The 18,069-nt window shown below is 68.2% G+C and carries 21 protein-coding genes and 1 tRNA gene; 9 read left to right on the top strand and 13 right to left on the bottom strand.

The genetic code is table 11. The annotated features are described in order from the left end of the window. Window positions 1–52: 52 nt before the first annotated feature. Window positions 53–1,084: a MerR family transcriptional regulator gene (locus ASD47_RS23410; RefSeq protein WP_056761983.1), complete on the bottom strand. Its 1,032-nt coding sequence runs from the start codon at window positions 1,082–1,084 to the stop codon at window positions 53–55. A 142-nt stretch (window positions 1,085–1,226) separates the two neighbouring features. On the opposite strand from ASD47_RS23410, the gene ASD47_RS23405 reads away from it, so the two are divergent. Further along, window positions 1,227–3,236 (top strand): glycoside hydrolase family 2 TIM barrel-domain containing protein, encoded by a 2,010-nt coding sequence (locus ASD47_RS23405; protein ID WP_235526150.1) that lies wholly within the window; start codon window positions 1,227–1,229, stop codon window positions 3,234–3,236. Here the strand turns inward: ASD47_RS23405 and purU are convergent. Both purU and ASD47_RS23395 read right to left on the bottom strand, forming a co-directional pair. Next, entirely contained in the window at window positions 3,233–4,102 is an 870-nt protein-coding gene (gene purU, locus ASD47_RS23400; RefSeq protein ID WP_056761980.1) for a formyltetrahydrofolate deformylase, read from the bottom strand. The genes ASD47_RS23405 and purU overlap by 4 nt on opposite strands. Window positions 4,103–4,255: 153 nt before the next feature. Next, window positions 4,256–6,502, bottom strand: a complete 2,247-nt coding sequence (locus ASD47_RS23395) for a TonB-dependent hemoglobin/transferrin/lactoferrin family receptor (RefSeq protein ID WP_056762121.1) — start codon at window positions 6,500–6,502, stop codon at window positions 4,256–4,258. Window positions 6,503–6,661: 159 nt separating this feature from the next. On the opposite strand from ASD47_RS23395, the gene ASD47_RS23390 reads away from it, so the two are divergent. The 4 genes from ASD47_RS23390 to ASD47_RS23375 all read left to right on the top strand — a co-directional run bounded on the left by ASD47_RS23390 (window position 6,662) and on the right by ASD47_RS23375 (window position 8,808). Beyond that, window positions 6,662–7,459 (top strand): DUF4198 domain-containing protein, encoded by a 798-nt coding sequence (locus ASD47_RS23390; RefSeq protein WP_056761979.1) that lies wholly within the window; start codon window positions 6,662–6,664, stop codon window positions 7,457–7,459. 14 nt (window positions 7,460–7,473) lie between these two features. Further along, window positions 7,474–7,935, top strand: a complete 462-nt coding sequence (locus tag ASD47_RS23385) for an EF-hand domain-containing protein (protein WP_056761977.1) — start codon at window positions 7,474–7,476, stop codon at window positions 7,933–7,935. 113 nt (window positions 7,936–8,048) lie between these two features. Continuing rightward, window positions 8,049–8,495 (top strand): SRPBCC family protein, encoded by a 447-nt coding sequence (locus tag ASD47_RS23380; protein ID WP_056762120.1) that lies wholly within the window; start codon window positions 8,049–8,051, stop codon window positions 8,493–8,495. Next, window positions 8,482–8,808, top strand: coding sequence for a helix-turn-helix transcriptional regulator (locus tag ASD47_RS23375; protein WP_056761976.1), 327 nt, complete (start codon window positions 8,482–8,484; stop codon window positions 8,806–8,808). The genes ASD47_RS23380 and ASD47_RS23375 overlap by 14 nt, the downstream gene beginning before the upstream one ends. On the opposite strand, the gene ASD47_RS23370 is transcribed toward ASD47_RS23375, so the two are convergent. The 3 genes from ASD47_RS23370 to ASD47_RS23360 all read right to left on the bottom strand — a co-directional run bounded on the left by ASD47_RS23370 (window position 8,809) and on the right by ASD47_RS23360 (window position 10,698). Next, complete coding sequence (locus ASD47_RS23370) at window positions 8,809–9,783, bottom strand: DUF4424 domain-containing protein (protein WP_162251702.1); 975 nt, start codon at window positions 9,781–9,783, stop codon at window positions 8,809–8,811. Between the two features lie 56 nt (window positions 9,784–9,839). Further along, window positions 9,840–10,244 carry a GreA/GreB family elongation factor gene (locus ASD47_RS23365; protein ID WP_056761972.1) on the bottom strand — a complete coding sequence of 135 codons (405 nt, stop codon included), beginning with the start codon at window positions 10,242–10,244 and terminating at the stop codon, window positions 9,840–9,842. A 364-nt stretch (window positions 10,245–10,608) separates the two neighbouring features. Then, a tRNA-Ser gene (locus tag ASD47_RS23360) sits at window positions 10,609–10,698 on the bottom strand. Window positions 10,699–10,851: 153 nt separating this feature from the next. On the opposite strand from ASD47_RS23360, the gene msrA reads away from it, so the two are divergent. From msrA to ASD47_RS23345, 3 genes are read left to right on the top strand one after another with little or no spacing between them, the layout of a single operon-like run. Beyond that, the gene (gene msrA / locus ASD47_RS23355) at window positions 10,852–11,505 is read left to right on the top strand and encodes a peptide-methionine (S)-S-oxide reductase MsrA (protein WP_056761970.1); all 654 of its coding nucleotides are present in this window, start codon (window positions 10,852–10,854) and stop codon (window positions 11,503–11,505) included. Between the two features lie 13 nt (window positions 11,506–11,518). Then, a complete protein-coding gene (locus ASD47_RS23350; RefSeq protein ID WP_056761969.1) occupies window positions 11,519–11,995 on the top strand; it encodes an SMI1/KNR4 family protein in 477 nt (158 codons plus the stop codon). Further along, entirely contained in the window at window positions 11,992–12,339 is a 348-nt protein-coding gene (locus ASD47_RS23345; protein ID WP_056761968.1) for an MmcQ/YjbR family DNA-binding protein, read from the top strand. Before ASD47_RS23350 ends, ASD47_RS23345 begins: the two co-directional genes overlap by 4 nt. A gap of 9 nt (window positions 12,340–12,348) precedes the next feature. Here the strand turns inward: ASD47_RS23345 and ASD47_RS23340 are convergent, their stop codons facing one another. The 6 genes from ASD47_RS23340 to ASD47_RS23320 form a co-directional block, all read right to left on the bottom strand. Next, the gene (locus ASD47_RS23340; RefSeq protein WP_369800333.1) at window positions 12,349–13,131 is read right to left on the bottom strand and encodes a DUF599 domain-containing protein; all 783 of its coding nucleotides are present in this window, start codon (window positions 13,129–13,131) and stop codon (window positions 12,349–12,351) included. A 44-nt stretch (window positions 13,132–13,175) separates the two neighbouring features. After that, window positions 13,176–14,627, bottom strand: a complete 1,452-nt coding sequence (locus tag ASD47_RS23335; RefSeq protein ID WP_056761967.1) for an MFS transporter — start codon at window positions 14,625–14,627, stop codon at window positions 13,176–13,178. A gap of 118 nt (window positions 14,628–14,745) precedes the next feature. Continuing rightward, on the bottom strand, window positions 14,746–14,901 hold the full coding sequence (locus ASD47_RS26360; protein WP_082564766.1) for a DUF3309 family protein: 156 nt from the start codon (window positions 14,899–14,901) through the stop codon (window positions 14,746–14,748). A gap of 99 nt (window positions 14,902–15,000) precedes the next feature. Further along, a complete protein-coding gene (locus ASD47_RS23330; protein WP_056761966.1) occupies window positions 15,001–15,399 on the bottom strand; it encodes a DUF983 domain-containing protein in 399 nt (132 codons plus the stop codon). 298 nt (window positions 15,400–15,697) lie between these two features. After that, complete coding sequence (locus tag ASD47_RS23325) at window positions 15,698–15,832, bottom strand: entericidin A/B family lipoprotein (RefSeq protein WP_018061959.1); 135 nt, start codon at window positions 15,830–15,832, stop codon at window positions 15,698–15,700. A 142-nt stretch (window positions 15,833–15,974) separates the two neighbouring features. Beyond that, complete coding sequence (locus ASD47_RS23320; protein WP_056761964.1) at window positions 15,975–16,220, bottom strand: hypothetical protein; 246 nt, start codon at window positions 16,218–16,220, stop codon at window positions 15,975–15,977. A gap of 342 nt (window positions 16,221–16,562) precedes the next feature. Between ASD47_RS23320 and ASD47_RS23315 the strand changes: the two genes are divergently transcribed. After that, the gene (locus ASD47_RS23315) at window positions 16,563–17,282 is read left to right on the top strand and encodes a sensor histidine kinase (RefSeq protein WP_056761963.1); all 720 of its coding nucleotides are present in this window, start codon (window positions 16,563–16,565) and stop codon (window positions 17,280–17,282) included. A gap of 211 nt (window positions 17,283–17,493) precedes the next feature. Here the strand turns inward: ASD47_RS23315 and ASD47_RS23310 are convergent, their stop codons facing one another. After that, window positions 17,494–18,054, bottom strand: a complete 561-nt coding sequence (locus tag ASD47_RS23310) for a hypothetical protein (RefSeq protein WP_056761961.1) — start codon at window positions 18,052–18,054, stop codon at window positions 17,494–17,496. Window positions 18,055–18,069 lie beyond the last annotated feature (15 nt).

Genomic DNA, 18,069 nt, shown 5'->3' with positions numbered 1-18,069 from the left:
CGGCCGCTTCCGGTCACGGTCGACTATCGACCGGCGGCTGGGACGCTCCATCTCACCCCGTGTGGCGCATCACCGCCATCATCCCCGCCGTGCGGGCCCGAACCTCGGGCGACGCCAGGCAGCTCGCGACGGCCTCGTAGCCGGGCGAGCCGGGATACCGGGCGACGCGCATCGGCGGGGCGTGGTTGGCCGGGCAGTAGAGGAGCGCCTCGCCGCTTCCGAGAGCGGCTAGGTCGAGGATCGCGCTGGACCGCGTCAACAGGAACACCGGCCGTGCCTCCGGGCCACGGCGGCGCAGCCAGGCGACCAGCGCCGCTTGAGTCGGGGAGTTCAACCCCTGTTCGGGCATGTCGATCACCAGGGCGGCGGCTTCGGCCTCCAGCGCGGCCAGCAGCGCTAGCAGGTCGTCGGACGGTGTGGCGCCGTCCTCGATCAGCCAGGCCCGGGTCCGGTCGACGCGCGCGGCCAGGGCGGAATCGGCGTCGAGGCCAGCGCGGATCGCAGCGCCGCCGTCGGTCGTCCGGTCCAGGCCCAGGAAGACCGCGCCAGGCAGGGTCTCGGCCAGGCGCAGGGCCAGCCGCGTCTTGCCGCTGCCCAGCGGGCCGGTGATGTAGGTGAGGGGCGGGATGTCGAGGAAGGTGAAGGGCTCGCCGCCCCACGGCCAGGGCAGGTCGAAGGCCACGCCGGGACGGACGACCGGCGTCAGAAGCCGCACCAGGTCCTCGGCGTCCGGCGTTCGGCCCCGGGCCAGGCCAGCGCGCAGGGCGCCGACCTTTTCGACGGCTTCCGCCAGTTGTCGGCCCTGCTGCTCCAGCGCCGCTTGGTGGGCGGCCAGGGCCGGCTCCAGGGCCTGGGCGTCGCCGTCCAGCACGTCGGCGATGCGGGCGAGGCTCAGGCCCAGGGCGCGCAGGGCCGCCACCTGGCCCGCCCGCGTCATCTCCGCCGGTCCATAGGCTCGCCAGCCGGCCGCCGTGCGCTGGGGCGTGACCAGGCCGCGCCGCTCGTACAGTCGCAGGGCCTTGGTCGATACGCCCAGCCGCCGCGCGGCCTCGGCAGGGTTCAGGAAGCGGATGGGAGAAGGCACGGAATCACCTCGCTGGCGGTTGACCGTCGTCCTTATCGGGGCGGACCCAGGGGCCAGGTCAATGGCCGCCTCGTTCGAATCTCATGCTATCGGTCCGACAAACGAGGGAGCGAACGCACCGATGGGCTTTCCGACACCGCGCTTGGCGCTGCTCGTCCTGGCGGCGCTGTGCCTGATCCCGGCCCTGGCCGTCGCGGGTCCCCGCACGACGGTTCCGCTGACGACCTGGACCTTCGCCAAGGGCGACTCCCAGACGGCTCAGGCCCCGGCCTTCGACGACCGCGCCTGGGAGACGGTGAGGCTGCCCCACACCTATAACGCGGCCGACGGGGCCGACGGCGGCGGCTATTATCGTGGACCGGCTTGGTATCGCACCCACCTGGTCGTTCCTCCGCTCAAGGTCGGACAGCGGGCGTTCCTGGAGTTCGACGGCGCGGCCTTGGTCTCGGAGGCCTGGGTCAACGGCCATCCCGTGGGGCGGCACGCCGGCGGCTATGCGGGCTTCCGCTTTGACGTCAGCGACAGGATCGTCCCCGGCGCCAACCTGGTGGCGGTGCGGGTCGACAACGCCAGCCATAAGGACGTCGCGCCGCTGGGCGGCGATTTCACGGTGTTTGGCGGCCTGTATCGGCCGGTGCGGCTGGTGGTCACCGACGCGATCCACGTCGACATGCTCGACCACGGCGGTCCCGGCGTCTACGCCACGCCCTCGGCGGTCAGCGCCGACGGCGCTGACCTGTCGGTGCTGGTCCGGGTGCGCAACGACCAGGTCGCGCCGGTCCGGGTGGCCGTGCGTTCGCGCCTGCTGGACGCGGCGGGCAAGACGGTGGCGACCCTGTCTGGAACGGCGGACGTCGCACCCGGCGCCGTCACGCCGATGACCCTGGCGACCTGGATCGCGGCCCCGCGTCTGTGGCGGGGACGGGCCGACCCCTATCTGTACCGGCTGGTGACCTCGGTGGGCGACGACACGGTCACCGTTCCGGTCGGCTTCCGCTCGATCGCGGTGGATCCCGCGCGGGGCTTCCTGCTGAACGGCCAGCCGTACGGCGTGCATGGCGTCAACCTGTTCCATTCCGGCCGGCCGACCGAAGGCCTGGCGGTCCGCGACGCGGAGATCGACGCGGACTTCGCCATCCTGCGCGACATGGGCGCGACGGGCTTGCGCTTCGTGCATTTCCAGCACCCGCGCCGCGCCTATGAGAACGCCGACCGTGACGGCTTCCTGGTCTGGACCGAGATCCCGCTCAACAGCGTCGCCGACGATGGCTCCGCCTTCGCCGACAACGCCGCCGAGCAGCTGCGCGAGCTGATCCGCCAGAACTACAACCACCCCTCGGTGGTGACCTGGGGCCTGGCCAACGAGCTCTACCGGTCCGATGCGGCCACCGCGAAACTGCTATCGGGCCTGCAGACGGTGGCCAAGGCCGAGGACCCGTCGCGTCCCACGGTGCTGGCCGACTGCTGCAAGCCCGAGACCGACCCCCAGGCCCTACACACCGACCTGATCGGCCAGAACCGCTATTTCGGCTGGTACGACGGCAAGCCCGAGGACGTCGGTCCTTGGGTGGAGGCGGTGCACGCCAAAAGCCCCGACCGGCCGCTGGCGATCAGCGAATACGGCGCCGGAGCCAGCGTGCTGCAGCAGGAAGACCCGCCGCGCCGCCCGGTCGCCAAGAGCCGGTGGCACCCCGAGCAGTACCAGGCCCTGTTCCACGAGACCTACTGGCGGGTCCTGCGCGACAAGCCGTGGCTGTGGGGGACCTTCGTCTGGGTCGGCTTCGACCTGGCGTCCGACGGCCGCGACGAGGGCGACCGTCCGGGGATCAACGATAAGGGCCTGGTGACCTATGACCGCAAGGTCCGCAAGGACGCCTATTACTGGTATCGCGCCAACTGGACCACGGCGCCGATGGCCTACATCACCAGCCGCCGGGCGGTGGTCCGCGACACGCCGGCGGTGACGGTGAAGGTTTACGCCAACGTCCCCTCGGTCTCGCTGCGCCTCAACGGGCGCGACCTGGGAAGCGCGCCGGTGGTCGACCATGTCGCCACTTGGCCCGTGACGCTGGCGCCGGGCGTCAACCGCCTTGTGGTGGAAGGCGGCGGAGCGCGGGACGCGGTGACGTGGACGCTTGTCGCGAAACCCTAGTCGAACACCACCGTCTTGGCCCCGGCGATCAGCACGCGGTGCTCCACGTGCCAGGTCACGGCGCGGGCCAGCACGGTGCATTCGACGTCGCGGCCCAGGGTGACCAGGTCGTCGGGCGTGTGGCTGTGGTCCACCCGGTGGACGCCCTGCTCGATGATCGGGCCCTCGTCCAGGTCGGTGGTCACGTAGTGGGCCGTGGCGCCGATGATCTTCACGCCTCGGTCGTGGGCCTGGTGATAGGGCTTGGCGCCCTTGAAGCTGGGCAGGAACGAGTGGTGGATGTTGATGCACTTGCCCGACAGCCGCGCGCACAGGGCCGGCGACAGGATCTGCATGTAGCGGGCGAGTACGACCAGGTCGACGGCCAGCTCGTCGACCAGCTTGAGGAAGGCGTCCTCCTGCTCGGCCTTGTTGGCCTTGGTGGTCGGCAGGTGGAAATAGGGCAGGCCGCTCCATTCGGTGAACGAGCGCATGTCCTCGTGGTTGGAGACGACCCCGACAATCTCGACCGGCAGCAGGCCGGCGCGCCAGCGGTGCAGCAGGTCGAACAGGCAGTGGCCGAACTTGGAGACCGCGATCAGCACCTTGGGCTTGGCACCGGCGTCATGCAGGGCCCAGGTCATGCCGAAGCGCTTGGCGATCAGCTCGAAGCCGCGGCGCAGGTCGTCGATCCCCGGCATCGCACCATCCGGGCGAAAGACCGTGCGCATGTAGAACTGGTCGGCCAAGCCGTCGTTGAAATGGCTGCTCTCGACGATCGAGGCGTCGTTGTCGGCCAGGAAGCCGGACACGGCGGCGACCACGCCCTTACGGTCGGGGCATTGCAGGATCAGGATGTAGCGTTCGGCGGGGGTCTGGGCGTTCATGGCAGGGGTCGTAGTCGACCTGGGCCGCACGGCCAAGCCGCATTGTTCTGACAGGGCTTTTACAAAAGCACGCCTCGACGAAAACGGGCCGCGACCGCCGGCACGGTCGCGGCCCGCTCCAAGCCGGCCGAAGGGGATAGGCCGACCGGAACCCTAGAACTTCACCGCCAGCGAGACGCTGTAGTTGCGGTCGGGCTGGGTGTAGGCGTCCTTGACGGGGGCGTTGTCGGCCAGGCCGCGTACATCGCTCCACCAGGCATAGGTCTGGCCGGTGAGATTGAACACGCCGCCGCGCAGGGTGACGCTCTCGGTGATGTTCCAGTAGGCGGTCAGGTCCAGAACCGTGAAGGCCTTGGGCATCCAGCAATAGTCCGAGCCGGTCTGGGTCTGGGGCGCGCCATTGACCAGGATGGTGGCGCTGCAACTGACGCCCGAGCGACCAGCGGACTTCCGCGCTGCGTGCACGGCGTTCAGCGCCCCGCCGAACCGGCCGGCCGGGTCGCGGTAGGACAGACCCGCCACCAGCTTGACGGGGTCGACCGAAGCCAGCGGGACCTTCGCGCCGTTGTTCTCCGAATTGCCCCGGGCGTAGGAGGCCGCGCCCTGCAGGGTGAAGCCACCGCCCAGTTCGGTGACGAATCGCGCCTCGGCGCCGGTGATCTCGGCCTTGGACTGGTTGACGTACTGGTAGACGGCCGGGTCGGCGGCGGTGAACGTCCCGCGCACCTGCACCTGCTCGATGAAGTCGTCGTACTGGCCGGTGAAGCCGGTGATGCTGGCGTTCCAGGTCGGGCGGTTCAGGCGCACGCCCAGCTCGAAGGTCTGGCTGGTCTCGGGTTTCAGGTCGGGGTTTGAGATCGACCTGTAGTTCGAGGCCAGGTTGGCGAAGCCGTTGTTGACCTGGGACGGCGAGGGCGCCTTGAAGCCGGCGGCGGCGTTGGCGAACACCGTCACCAGGTCGGTGGCCCTCCACACCACGCCCAGCTTGGGCGAGACGTGGCTTTCGCTCTGGCTGGCCGGGACGTTGGCGGTGAACAGGGCGTCCGTCTTGGGTTCCAGCCTATAGTAGTCGAAGCGGACGGCTGGATAGAGGGTCACGGGGCCCACGGCGATCTCGTCCTGCGCATAGGCCCCGGCCAGGGTGTAGTCGGTGGTCGGGAAGGCGCGGGTGGGGAAGGTCTCGCCGGCCGGCGGGACCGTGCCGTCGCGCACGCCCTCCTGGCGGGTCAGCGAGGCGTCGCCGCCCCAGACGAGCTTGTGCGTCAAGCCGCCGATCGCCGCCTGGCTGTGCAGCTCCAGCGCCGCGCCGAACACCTCGTTGTCGAAGGTGGCGTCGCGGGTGCGATCGGCGGCGGTGTTGCGGTCCTCGGCCGAATACTGCCGGGTGGTGCTGTCCTGATAGTAGAGCGTGGTCGTGGCCGATTGGACCAGGCCCTGGCCGTCGGTGAAGCGGTGGTCGAGGCTGACGCGGTCGCGCTTGACCTTGTCCCAGGCGGTCAGGCCCAGCACGCTGGTCGCAGCCAAGGGCGGCTTGGCGATGGCGCTCAGCACCGTCCAGTCGGTGTCGCGGTCCAGGTGGTCATAGGTCAGCCGGAAGCGGTTCTGGTCGTTCAGGGTGTAGACCACCCGCGCCAGGACGGCGTTGGACCGGTTGTCCTCGGGATTGGCGGTGGTGCGGTCGGTGTTGGCCGAGTCGTTGGTCCCGGCGGTCTTCTGGCCCTGGCCGTCGCGGCGGGTATAGGCGACCATGGCCTCCCAGGCCCCGGCCCGGCCCGCGGCGGTCAGGCTCTCGCTCCAGCTCTCGTCGGCCGAGGCGTAGCCGACGCGGCCGCGCAGGCCGAAGGCCTTGCCGGCCTTCAGCAGGTCGGACGGATCCTTGGTGAAGTAGCTGACCGAGCCGGCCAGGCCGTCGCTGCCATAGAGGGCCGAGGCGGGGCCGCGCACGATCTCGACCGACTTCAGGGTGTCGAGGTCGACATAGTCGCCGCGCCCCATGTTCTGGGCCCCGAAGGCGTAGCCGTCCGGCACGCGCACGCCGTCCACCAGGATCAGGACGCGGTTGCCCTCCAGGCCGCGGATGTTGAAGCCGGCATTACCGTCGCGGCCGGTCGAGGCCCCGGCGGCGGTGAAGCGGGCGGGCGCGCTGCGCACCGACACGCCGGGCTCGAAGCGGACCAGGTCCTTGATGTCCTTGACCAGACCGTCCTCGATGTCCTGGCCGGAGATGACGCTGGCGGTCACCGGCGCATCCTGCAGCTTGGTCTCCGAGCGGGTAGCGGTGACCATGACCTTGTCCAACTCCACCGCATCGGCCGCCGTTTCCGCCGCCAAGGCGCCCTGGGCGCAGAGCAGGGCGGTGGCCGACACGGCGGCGAAGCTGGCGAGCTTGAGGCGAGACATCGAGGACCCCCGGATCTGATACATGCGAACTATTCGCATCTGTTGGCGGAGGACCTACGAGGGGAGGCTCGCTTGGTCAAGCTAAATGCAATTGATTCTCAGAATCATTCCTATTAGAGCCGAAGGCGACGCTTCCTTGGAATCCGGAGACTTTCAGCCATGCGCCGCTCGCCCTCGTTCGCCGCCTTCCTGGCCGGGGTCGCCCTAAGCGGCGTCCTGGCCGGCGCGGCCCAGGCCCATTCGCCGTACCTGCTGCCCAGCGCTTTCGACGTCACCGATCGCAAGCTGGTGACCGTGCAGGGCTCGTTCACCGAGAGCTTCTTCAGCCCCGAGGTGGCGATGAAGTCCGACGCCTGGGCGGTGGTCGGGCCGAACGGCGCGCGCATGCCGCTGACCGCCACCAACCTGCGCGAGCTGGCCCTGGTCGAAGTCGCGACCGAGCAGCCCGGCACCTATCGGATCACCACCGGCCAGCGCACCGGCCGCACCGCCAAGGCCGTGCTGGTCAAGGGCCAGTGGGAGTTCCTCGAGGATCCCGCCAAGGCGCCGGCCGGGACCACGCCGGTCGACATGCAGAGCCTGACCCTGGCCGACGTCTATGTGACCCGCGGCGCGCCGAGCACGGCGGCCCTGGCCCCGGTCGGCAAGGGCCTGGAATTCGTCGCCATCACCCATCCCAGCAGCATCTTCACCGGCCAGGACGCCAAGTTCACGGTGCTGTTCGACGGCAAGCCGGTGGCCGGGCAGGCGATCACACTGCACGCCGGCGACGACCGCTACGCCGACGCCAAGACCCCGCCGGTCACCCTGACCAGCGACGACCAGGGCCGGTTTACGGTCAAGGTCGCCCGATCGGGCGTCTACCAGATCCAGGCCCGTTATCGCGTCGCGCCAACCGCTACCGACGCCACTGGCCATTCCTACACCTACGCCCTGACCTTCGAATCCCTGCGCTGAGAAAGACCTGTCCGATGACCCGCAAGATCGCCCTCCTGGCCGCCGCCGCGTTCTGCATGGCCGCCCCCGCCTTCGCCGCCTCGCACGCCCGCGACACCTTCATCAAGGAGCAGGACCTCAACGGCGACGGCTCGGTCAGCAAGGACGAGTTCAAGGCCGGCCGTGACAAGCAGTTCGCCGGCATCGACGCCAATCACGACGGCGCCCTGTCGCACGACGAATATGTCGGCGAGTTCACCGCCCGCTTGGCCAAGCGCCTGGCCGCCTCGACCGACACGGCCGAGAAGAAGGAGGAGGAGCGCGTGCGCCAGTTGCGCCAGGCTGACGTGCGCTTCGGCGTGCTCGATACCGACAAGAGTGGCGGCATCGCCCCGGCCGAGTTCGACTATTCCGGCTGGCGGATGTTCGTCACCCACGACACCAACAAGGACGGCGCCGTCTCGGCGGCCGACCCGGTGGCCGAGGACACGAACTGATCGAGATCTAGGGCTCGGGACAGGCGCATGCGCCTGTCCCCAATCAATGGCAACTGAAAGGTTGCTCTTCTTCCCGATTAGAGTCACAAATGCGCAACCAGGAGGTTGCCATCATGTTCGACCGAATCGAGAAGACCATCGACCTGAACGCGCCGATCGAGCGCGTCTGGCGCGCCGTCAGCGACCACAAGGAATTCGGGACCTGGTTCAAGGTCGACCTGGAAGCGCCGTTCGCCGTCGGCCAGGAGGCCCGCGGCCAGATCACCCATCCGGGCTATGAGCACGTGACCTGGAAGGCCAAGGTGACGGCCATCGAACCGCCGCGGCGCCTGGCCTTCACCTGGCATCCCTACGGGATCGATCCCGACGTCGACTACGACCAGGAAGAGCCGACCCTGGTCGAGTTCCTGCTGGCGCCGAACGGGGCCGGCACGCGGCTGACGGTCGTGGAGTCCGGCTTCGACAAGGTGCCCGCCCATCGCCGCGAGGAAGCCTTCCGGATGAACGACGGCGGCTGGACGCAGCAGGTCCAGAACATCAAGGCCCATGTTGAATCCTAGCGCTGCGGACCCCGCGCCGATCTTCGCCGCCCTGGGCGACCGCACTCGTCTGGCGCTGCTGGACAAGCTGGGCGACGGCCAGGCCCGCTCGATCGCCGCCTTGTCCATCGACACCGCCCTGACCCGCCAGGCGATCACCAAGCACCTGCACGTGCTGCAGGACGCCGGCCTGGTGGCCAGCCTCCGGGTCGGCCGCGAGAGCCGCTTCGCCGCGCGGCGGGAGGCGCTGGACGAGGCCCGCGCCTATCTCGACGGCGTGTCTCGCCAGTGGGACGACACGCTGGCGCGGCTCAAGGCCTTTGTCGAAGAGTAGCTACATCGCGTCGTGCGAGACCAGCAGCAGGATCGACAGGTCCTTCTCAGGCCGCCAGTTGGTGCGGCGCATTTCGAACTGGGTGGGGCTGATCTTCTTCACGCCCGAGCCGCAGAAGCTGACCAGGTTCTTGGGTGAGCCCTTGTCGACCACCAGGCGGAAGTCGCCGATCGGCTTCTTCCAGTTGCCGCCGGTGACCAGGACGTAGTCGATCCAGCGGTCGACCCACGGCGCGTTGCCGTCCTTGTCAGCCTTGGCGGCGCGGATGACGGTGTCGGTCAGGGCCTTGTCGACGCAGTACTTGTCCTTGATCTCGTTGGCGTATTCGGTGCCGACGCTGGTGGCCACGGTGGCGCCGACCGACGGCCGGTAGGCGTGCTCGACGACGATCGGTCGCCCGGCCGGGAAGGTCTGCAGCCAGTGGTAGGTGGTCTTCAGCACCCAGACACCGCCCTGGTCGGGGTCGTAGAGCCCCAGCCTGACCGCCTCGTCTCGCTTGGCCTTCGGCAGGGCGCGCAGAGCCTCATCGACGCCGCCCAGGTGGACGGCCAGCGGGATGCGATTGGCGATCAACCAGGCGGCGCGGTCGACGCCGTCCGTGGCGATGGCCTTCTGCTCGACCTCGGCTCTTACGGGCTTGCCGTCGACCTTGGTCGAGAAGCCCAGGACGTTGGCGGGGGCATCCGCGATCGGGATCGACACGTCGCTCTGGAAGAAGTCCGGCCCGCCGATGTCGGGCATCGGGAAGGCTACGCGGACGGTGACGTCCTTGCCGCTGGTGTTGGCGAACACGTAGCGCACCCGCACGGCCTGCTCGGAGATGTAGAGGTCCTCCGAGCGCATCTCGATGCTGTCGCTCTTGGTCAGGACCAGGCCGCCCGCCGCCAACTCGGCCGAGGTGTCGTTAGCCCGGGCAGGGGCAGCCGTCAGGACGGCGAGGGCGGCGAGCAGGGCGGGAAGGTGGCGCTGGATCATGGGCCGAGCCATAGCATCGGCTCAGGGCTTGGCGACAGCCTTGACCGGCGTCAGGGTCAGTCCTGGACCGCCAGCACGCGGACGCCGCGCGCGCGGCCTTCGGGGTCGGTCCAGTGGAAGGCCTCGCCGGCGGTCAGGCCGATCAGGGCCGCGCCCACGGGGCTGAGCACCGAGATGCGGGCGTCGTCGATGCTGGCGTCGCGCGGCAGGCTGACATGGACGATGCGGGTCTGGTCGTTGGACAGGTCCTGGAACGCGACGCGCGAGCCGATGCGGACGAAGGGGCGGGGCGCTTCGCCGGGCTCGACGATCACGGCGCGGGCCATTTCGCCGGCCAGGACGCGGCCGCCGGGCGCGCGGCCCGCCGCGGCGTCGGCCAAGTTGGAAAGGATCTCGAAGTCGGCCTCGGTCACATAGACCGCGGGCAGGGCTTGGGTGGATTGGGTTTGGGTGGAAAACATGGTCGTAGAGTCTTTCTGGATGTGTCTTGAGCCCTGGCCGGCGCTTTCTGAGCGCGGGACCCTGTGTGGGCTCGGCGAACGCGCGCCGTGGGGCGCAGGCGTTTCATGAAGACCGTGAGCTTCGGGGAATGAAGCCGCGTTCCCTGGTCAGGATTGTGCGTGGCCTAGAGCGACGCTGGCCGTCTCTTACGGCCGATCTGAAAAGGGCATGGCGGGGATTTTCCGTCTGGCTCCAAGCGTCTGGCGCTGAGCGCGAGCCTGGAGACTGGAAGCCTGTGGTCAGGCGTCCGGCGCGATCGGATCGCGCTCGGTGAGCGTCAGGTAGGGACGCGGGGCCCTGATGTCAAATTTGGGGAGAGGGCGGTGGCGGTGAGAGAGGGATTCGAACCCTCGATAGAGTTTCCCCTATACACGCGTTCCAGGCGTGCGCCTTCAACCACTCGGCCACCTCACCATGCGCACCAGATGCGGAAGGCGGTTGAGGCCCCCGACGCAGGAAGGGGCGCAATATACTCAGGACGATTGCGGGGGCAAGCGGCCATGCGAGGTGAAACGCGATCGCGAACGCCTTAGGATCGAGACTTCCGTTTCGATCCCGGGATTCGCCATGGTCTCCGCGCCCAAGATCCTCGACATGCCGACCGTCGACACCGCCCTGCCGGGACGGGCGGCGGCGATCCCGACCGCCCGAACCCACTTCGTCAACGGCCATGCGCTGAAGGGACCTTATCCCGACGGCATGGAGATCGCGGTGCTGGCCATGGGCTGCTTCTGGGGCGTGGAGCAGGTGTTCTGGAAGATCCCGGGCGTGCATGTGACCGCCGCCGGATATGCGGCCGGGGTCACCCCGAATCCGACCTATGAGGAGGTCTGCACCGGCCGCACGGGTCATAACGAGGTGGTGCAGGTCGTGTTCGACCCGCGCGTCGTCACCTACGAGACCCTGCTCAAGACCTTCTGGGAGAATCACGACCCGACCCAGGGGATGCGCCAGGGCGGCGATATCGGCACGCAGTACCGCTCGGGAATCTATGTGACCTCCGACGCCCAGGCCGCTGCGGCGGTGGCGAGCAAGGAGGCCTACCAGCAGGCCCTGAACGCCCAGGGGCTGGGAACCATCACCACCGAGATCGGTGCGGCCGGACCGTTCTACTTCGCCGAGGACTATCACCAGCAGTACCTGGCCAAGAACCCCGGGGGCTATTGCGGCGTCGGTGGTACGGGCGTGGTGTGTCCGATCGGAATCGGGCTCGAGGCTTAGGGGCGGAGCGCACGTGTCTCTCGAACTGTTCATCGACAAGTGGACGATCGGCGACCATCCGCCGACGAAGGTCCAGCACGCCGATCTCGACGCGGTGGAAGCCCGGCTCGACTTCGTGTTTCCGCAGGATTATCGCGCGGCGATTTTGGCTCATGGTCTGCCTTGGATGACCATCGCCCTGCTGCACAGCATCGTCGAGACCGAGGCGGATATATCCGACGTCAGCGATTTCTTTGAGCCGGACCTCATTGTCGAGCAGACCCAAGCTTGGCGCGAAGGCGGCCTGCCTGGTCACCTCGTCGCGTTCGCCGACGATTGCTCGGGCAATCTCTTCTGTTTCGACGTCCGGGACGGGCGCGCCGGCCGGCCGGGCCGGGCGCCGATCTGGTTCTGGAACCACGATGACGGTGACCTGCGCGTCGTGGCCGACAGTTTCTCGGTCTGGATCGAGCGGTTCTGCGGCGTCGACTATATCGAATGGCAAGCATGACCCCCAAGGCTTTCGACGCCGCAGCCATGGCCCTGCCGGGCGCGACCATGACCATCCAGTGGGGCGACGACCAGGTCTACAAGGTGGGCGGCAAGATGTTCGCCGTGCTGGGCGGGGCGGTCGGGCGCAACGGCTTTTCGCTGAAGGCCTCGGACGTGGCGTTCGAAGTGCTGAGCGAGATGGGCCGCGCCACGCCTGCGCCCTATCTGGCCCGCGCCAAATGGCTGCACTTCGCCGACCTGGCCGCCCAGGACGCCGACGAGGTCACCGACTGGCTGAAGACGGCGCACGGCCTGATCGCCGCCAAGCTGACCCGAAAAGTGAAGGCGGAGTTGGGGCTGTAGGCTTCCGGCCTAAACCTGCTCGCCGTTGGTCTTGGTCAGGTGCGGGCCCATCACCACGGGCTGGCGCTCCAGGATCTGCCGGACCTTGCGCACCGCGGCCGAGGCGGGGCTGCGGCGCTGGCGCCAGAGCAGCAGCGCCATCGCCCCGCCAGTCGCCACGGCGAAGGCGACGGGCCCGAGCAGCCAGGCCGCGGCGGCCAGGGCGAAATAGTAGCCGCGCACCCCGGCGTTGAACGCCGACAGGGCGGGGTTGAGGATCGCGCCGGTGGCCTCGGCATATTCGTCCAGCACCGCGCGCGGCGACCACATCGGCGTCGCGCCGATGGCGGCCAGGCAGTAGTTCATCTGGCGGATCGACCAGATGAAGTCGAGCAGGCCCCGCGCCAGGGCCACCAGCACCACGCCCAGCTTGATCTGGAACACCAGGGTCGAGGCGGGGGCCAGCACGGCCAGGCCTTCGATGCTCTTGAGCGCGCTGTCGCCGCCGAACAGCACGCCGGCCGCCGCGGCGATCAGGATCAGGTTGCTCGATGCGAAGAACGAGGCCGAGTTCAGCGCATGGCCCAGCAGCTGGCCGTCCAGCAGGGCGATCTCGCGCACCGCCATCTCGGCCATCCACCGGCGGCGGATCACCGTCATGTCGGTGTTGATGACGTTCCGCTCCCGGCCCAGCCGCTTGAGCATCGGCTCGTAGAACAGCCAGCAGAACAGGAAAAACGCCAGGACCAGAAGGTCGATGACGGGCAGGGCCAGGAACTGCTTGGACAGGGCGTGGGAAAGCGAAGCATGCATGAGGCGAACTTAAGTCCGGAACGGGAGTCGGCGAAAGGGCGGTGTCAGTCCTCGAGGATCAGGCTGGTCTTGCCCGTGTCGCGAAGCAGCAGCGACACGGTCAGGCCCACGGCCATGATCGCCGACACATAGAGGTAGAAGCCGCTTTCCATGCCCTCGTGCTTGAACCACAGGGCGACATATTCAGCCGTGCCGCCGAACGCGGCGTTGCCGATGGCGTAGGGCAGGGCAACGCCCAGGGCGCGGACATGGGCCGGGAACAGCTCGGCCTTCACCACCGCGCTGATGGCGGTGTAGCCCGACTGCACGAACAGGGCCGCGAAGATCAGGCCGAAGGCGACGACGGGGCTGGTCGCCTTGGCGGTCAGGCTGAACACCGGCCAAGCGATCAGGGCTCCGAGCCCGAAGGCGAAGACCAGCATGGTCTTGCGGCCGACCTTGTCCGAGGCCCAGCCGAACAGCGGCTGGATCAGCATGAAGCCGGCCAGGGTGGCCAGGTTGATACCTCCGGCCGTGGCCTTGTCGAAACCGGCCGTGTTGACCAGGAACTTCAGCATGTAGGTGGTGTAGGCGTAGAAGGCCAAGGAACCGGCGGCGGTCAGGCCGATGATCGCCAGGGTCTGCCCCGGATGACGCAAGACCAGGGGCGCGGCCAGGGCGACATAGGTGGCGACCAGCAGAACGACCGCGACGTACTGCGACCTCGTCGCGGCTGGCGTGTCGGTGAAGCCCCAGATCATGGACGCCACGGTGGCCACCAGCAGCCCGACTACCCAGACGACCTGCCGACGGCTGATCGGGTCGCGGGCGCCGGCGTTCTGGTGCGACGCGCTTTCCTCGATGCCGGTGCGGATCCAGAACACCACCACGGCCAGGGCCGCGCCGACGAAGAACGGTACGCGCCAGCCCCACTCGGCCAGGTCGGCCTTGCTCAGGCTGTTTTGCAGGATCACCAGCACCAGGGCGGCCACCAGTTGGCCCATGATCAGGGTCACGTACTGGAAGCTGGACCAGAAGCCGCGCCGCTTCCGCCCGGCCATCTCGCTCATATAGGTGGCGCTGGCCCCGTACTCGCCGCCGACCGACAGGCCCTGCAGCAGGCGGGCCAGCAGCAGGATCATCGGCGCGGCGTCGCCGATCTTCGCGTGGCCGGGGCACAGGGCGATGATCAGCGAGCCGACGCACATCAGGCCTACCGCCAGGGTCAGGCCGGCCTTGCGGCCCTTGCGATCGGCGTAGAGGCCCATCAGCCACGCCCCGACGGGGCGCGCCCCGAAGCCGACGGCGAAGATGGCGGCGGTCTGCATCAGCTGGGCGGTCTGGTCGCCCTTGGGGAAAAAGACCTTGGCGAAATAGATCGAGAAGGCCGCGTAGGCGAACCAGTCGTACCATTCGACCAGGTTGCCGGCCGATCCGCCGAGGATGGCCCGCGTCCGGCGCCAGGCGCTCAAGGGCGCGACCGTCTCTGGCGGCGTCGCCGCGGCGGTGTCGGTCATGTCGCCCCCTGTGTCATTGGGGAGGGACCTTAGGCGAACATGGGTCGCCGGGGGAAGGGCGTCGGCGTGGCCGGGGGCGCACGCGAGCGCGTGTCCCCCAGCGCGACCCCGGGAGTCGCTAGATCCTGCCGAGCAGGACCAGGATGATGATGATGATCAGGATCAGACCCAGGCCGCCGGAGGGGTAGTAGCCCCACGAACGGCTGTGACCCCAGGTCGGCAGGGCGCCGATCAGGGCCAGGATCAGGATGATGATGAGGATCGTGCCGAGCATGTCCGTCTCCGTTGCATCCAAGCGCCCCGCGCGCCGGGGTTCAGGCGGAGGGAATGCAAGAAGCTCGGCAGAGGTTCCGAAACGCCGCTCGGGCGCGTCCTAACCGCCCGGGCAGTCCTCGGCCTTGCGCAGGCCCACGGCCCACAGGGCGCCGATCACCGCGCCCTTGACGCGAGGCAGCAGCAGCAGGGTCAGGGCGGCCAGCGGCAGCACCGTCAGCGGCACCACCAACGCGGGCGACATCTTCCAGATGAACGGGAACAGCAGCAGCGGGGCGACGACCAGGTGCCCGATAATCAGGATCGTGAAATAGGCCGGGCCGTCGTCGGCCGGATAGCGCGCCAGGTCATGGCCGCAGACCTCGCAGTCGAGATCGACCTTCAGGTAACGGGTGTACAGCCGCCCCTCACCGCAGTTGGGACAGCGGTGGCGGACGCCGCGCTTCATGCCGGTCAGCATGCTGACCGGAGGCGGGCAGGAAGAGATCTGCTCGTTCATGGGCGTCGATATGACTCCACGGCGCGGCCAGTGAAAGGGGGCGCACGGTCGCATGCGCCATTTTGAATCAGATTTCGTTGAGATGAACGGCTGTCGACTGAAGAATTCGCCCGAAAGGCGAGCAATAGAAATGTCGTTACTGGAGCCGGTTAACCACACCTATTACGGCGTCCTGTGGGTAAGTCGCCGTGCGTTCTGGAAAAACCCGCCGCGAGCGGCACTGCGCCGCGGCCTAGCTTAACTATGTCGGGGTTCGCGGACTCCGGTCGCCTGGAGTCCGCAACCCTCGATCCTGCGACTATTTGGCGTCCTTGGCGGTGTTGGTCACGGCCCGGCCGGCGGCCGACACGTCCTGACCAACGCCGGCGACGGTGTTGCAGGCCGAAACCATCAGGGCGGCGGCCACGGTGGCGAGGATCACGATCTTGCGCATGAGGAGGTCTCTGAAGTTAGGGAAACAGCATCGGACCTTAACCTCGGCCCAGGACCAGGTTCAAGCGCGTCACCACGGCGAAGTCATGGCGCCTGGCGACTGTCGGCATCAAGGGTCTGGTCAGCGAACTCCGGCGCCGGGATCAGCCTTCGCCGTCGGCGCTGGAGCCGTTCGAGCGCAGGGGGCTCTCGACCACGCCGAAGTCCCGCGAGCGCATCTTGCCGTCGGCCAGTTGGACGCCGTCGACCTCCAGGCCGCGCTTGAGCAGTTCGCGAACTGCGGCGGCGCGGCTGGGCATGCGGCGTGCGAAGCGCCAGTCGTCCAGCGCGGCGAGCTCTTCCTGCGTGAGCATGATCTGCAGGCGTTCGGGTCGAGTCAGGTCGTTCATGGGGTCTCGGCCCCCGGGAAAGGGGCGGCTCTCCTTCTTGTCCGGTAGAGCTAACGCGCGAGCGCCGCCATCGGGTTCCAGGGACACGTAAAGACCGCACTTGGCCAAAAATACGCCACTTACTCATTTAGCGCGATAGGCTGTGTGCGCTCAGCATACTCCAAGTGATTAAAGGTCCTTATATAAGTTGGTTGTAAGTCGAGTTTCCGACACGACGCGATCTGTGCCTCATGTGAGATAGAAGTATGATTCCTTGTCTAATTAAATGGTCGCTTTTCTATCTGGATTGTGCTCAAGTGAGGTGACGGAATGTCCTGCCGCCTTACTGAAAGCCCCCGAGCCATGGACGTCGAACGCCGAGACTTCGGCGATGCGGTCGTTCGCCATGTCGGGTCTGATGACCGGCTTAGCGAAGCCCAGCATCGCATCGCCAACAACCTGGCCCTGATCGCGGGGTACACCCGCTTGCAGGCGACCCGGCTGCACAAGGCGGGCCAACCGCTGTCGGCTCGCGAGGCCTGCATCGCGATGGAGGAGGTGGCCGCCCGGATCGAGACCGTCGGCGAACTGCATCGCCTGCTGTCGGGCGCGCCCGGCGAAGACGAGGACGGCATCGACCTTGGCCGTTTCCTGGCCAAGCTGTGCACCAGCCTTATGGAGACCGTCAGCTTCGCCGGCGACACCATCATCACTCACAGGGATTCGGGCGGCTGCATGGTGCGGGCCGATCAGGCCACGCCGGTCGCCCTGATCGTCAGCGAGCTAGTGACGAACGCCCTGAAATACGCCCACCCCTCGGGCGTGGCGGGCCGGATTCAGGTGTCCTGCCGTTCGGTCGGCAGCGGCCTGGTGGTCGAGGTGACCGACGATGGCGTGGGACTGAGCGAGACGTTCGACCCTCACACCGACGGCGGTCTGGGCTTTCGGGTGGTGCGCGGCCTGACGCGGCAGCTCGGCGCGAAGCTGGTCTATGAGTCCGGCGGCCTTGGCCTGACCGTACGGCTGCTCCTCGATTCCAACGAGGAACACCGGGTCATCCCGCTGTGGCCCGATCGCGGCTGAAAAAATCGCGTCCTAGGGTTTTACCTGATGGCGGCGGGGCGCCAGGATGTTGCAACCTGGGCGCGCCTGCGGGTGTCGAGGTGTCCTCCCCCCGATTCCTTCCGACCGCCGGGCCGCCTTTTTCCGACGGGGCGGGTCCGACCGCAGGCCGAGAGCCGGCCGGGGTGTCCCGACGCACGAATTCGGCCGGCTCTCCCCCAAGGTTTTTTCGTCAGGGCGCCGTCTTGGCGCCTGACTGCGCGGCGTCCGGCGCTTCCTCGACGGGCATGTCCAGGTCGCCCAGGCCCGCAGCCTTGATGGCGTCACGCAGCTTGGTAACCGGCTCGCCGGTTCCGGTGGTGAAGGTCAGCGCGCCGGGCTCGGCGCGATTTTCGGCCACGTTGCTGAAGGCCGGGCCGCCGGGCGCATCGGGGTTCAGGGCGACGGCGTAGGTCTTGCCCGGCAGGGTCGTGCACAGCAGGACGAAGGTCTTGTTGTCGTTCAGCAGGCGCGGCGTCTTCAGGCAGTTCAGTTTGTCGCCGCCCGCTCCCAGGCCGTAGGCGAAGTCGCGGGGCGTCATCTGCTGGTCGAACACCACCTTCAGCACCAGCACGCCCGGGGCGATCGCCTCGCCGTTGGCGGGCCAGGTGGCGACCACCTTGGGTTTCTGGGTCGGCGGCATGACCGTCACGGGCGAAACCGGCGTCGGCGTCTCGGCCGGCGGCTTGGTCGCCTGGGCCAGCACGGGGCCGGCCACGAGGCTGGCGAGCAGGGCGAGGAGGGGAGCGCGCATGGCGATCAACGTGTG

The sequence above is a fragment of the Caulobacter sp. Root1472 genome (genome assembly GCF_001426985.1).
Lineage (GTDB): Bacteria > Pseudomonadota > Alphaproteobacteria > Caulobacterales > Caulobacteraceae > Caulobacter > Caulobacter rhizosphaerae.
Note: the sequence above shows the minus strand (reverse complement) of the source record. Positions and strands in the feature narration are given on the sequence as shown.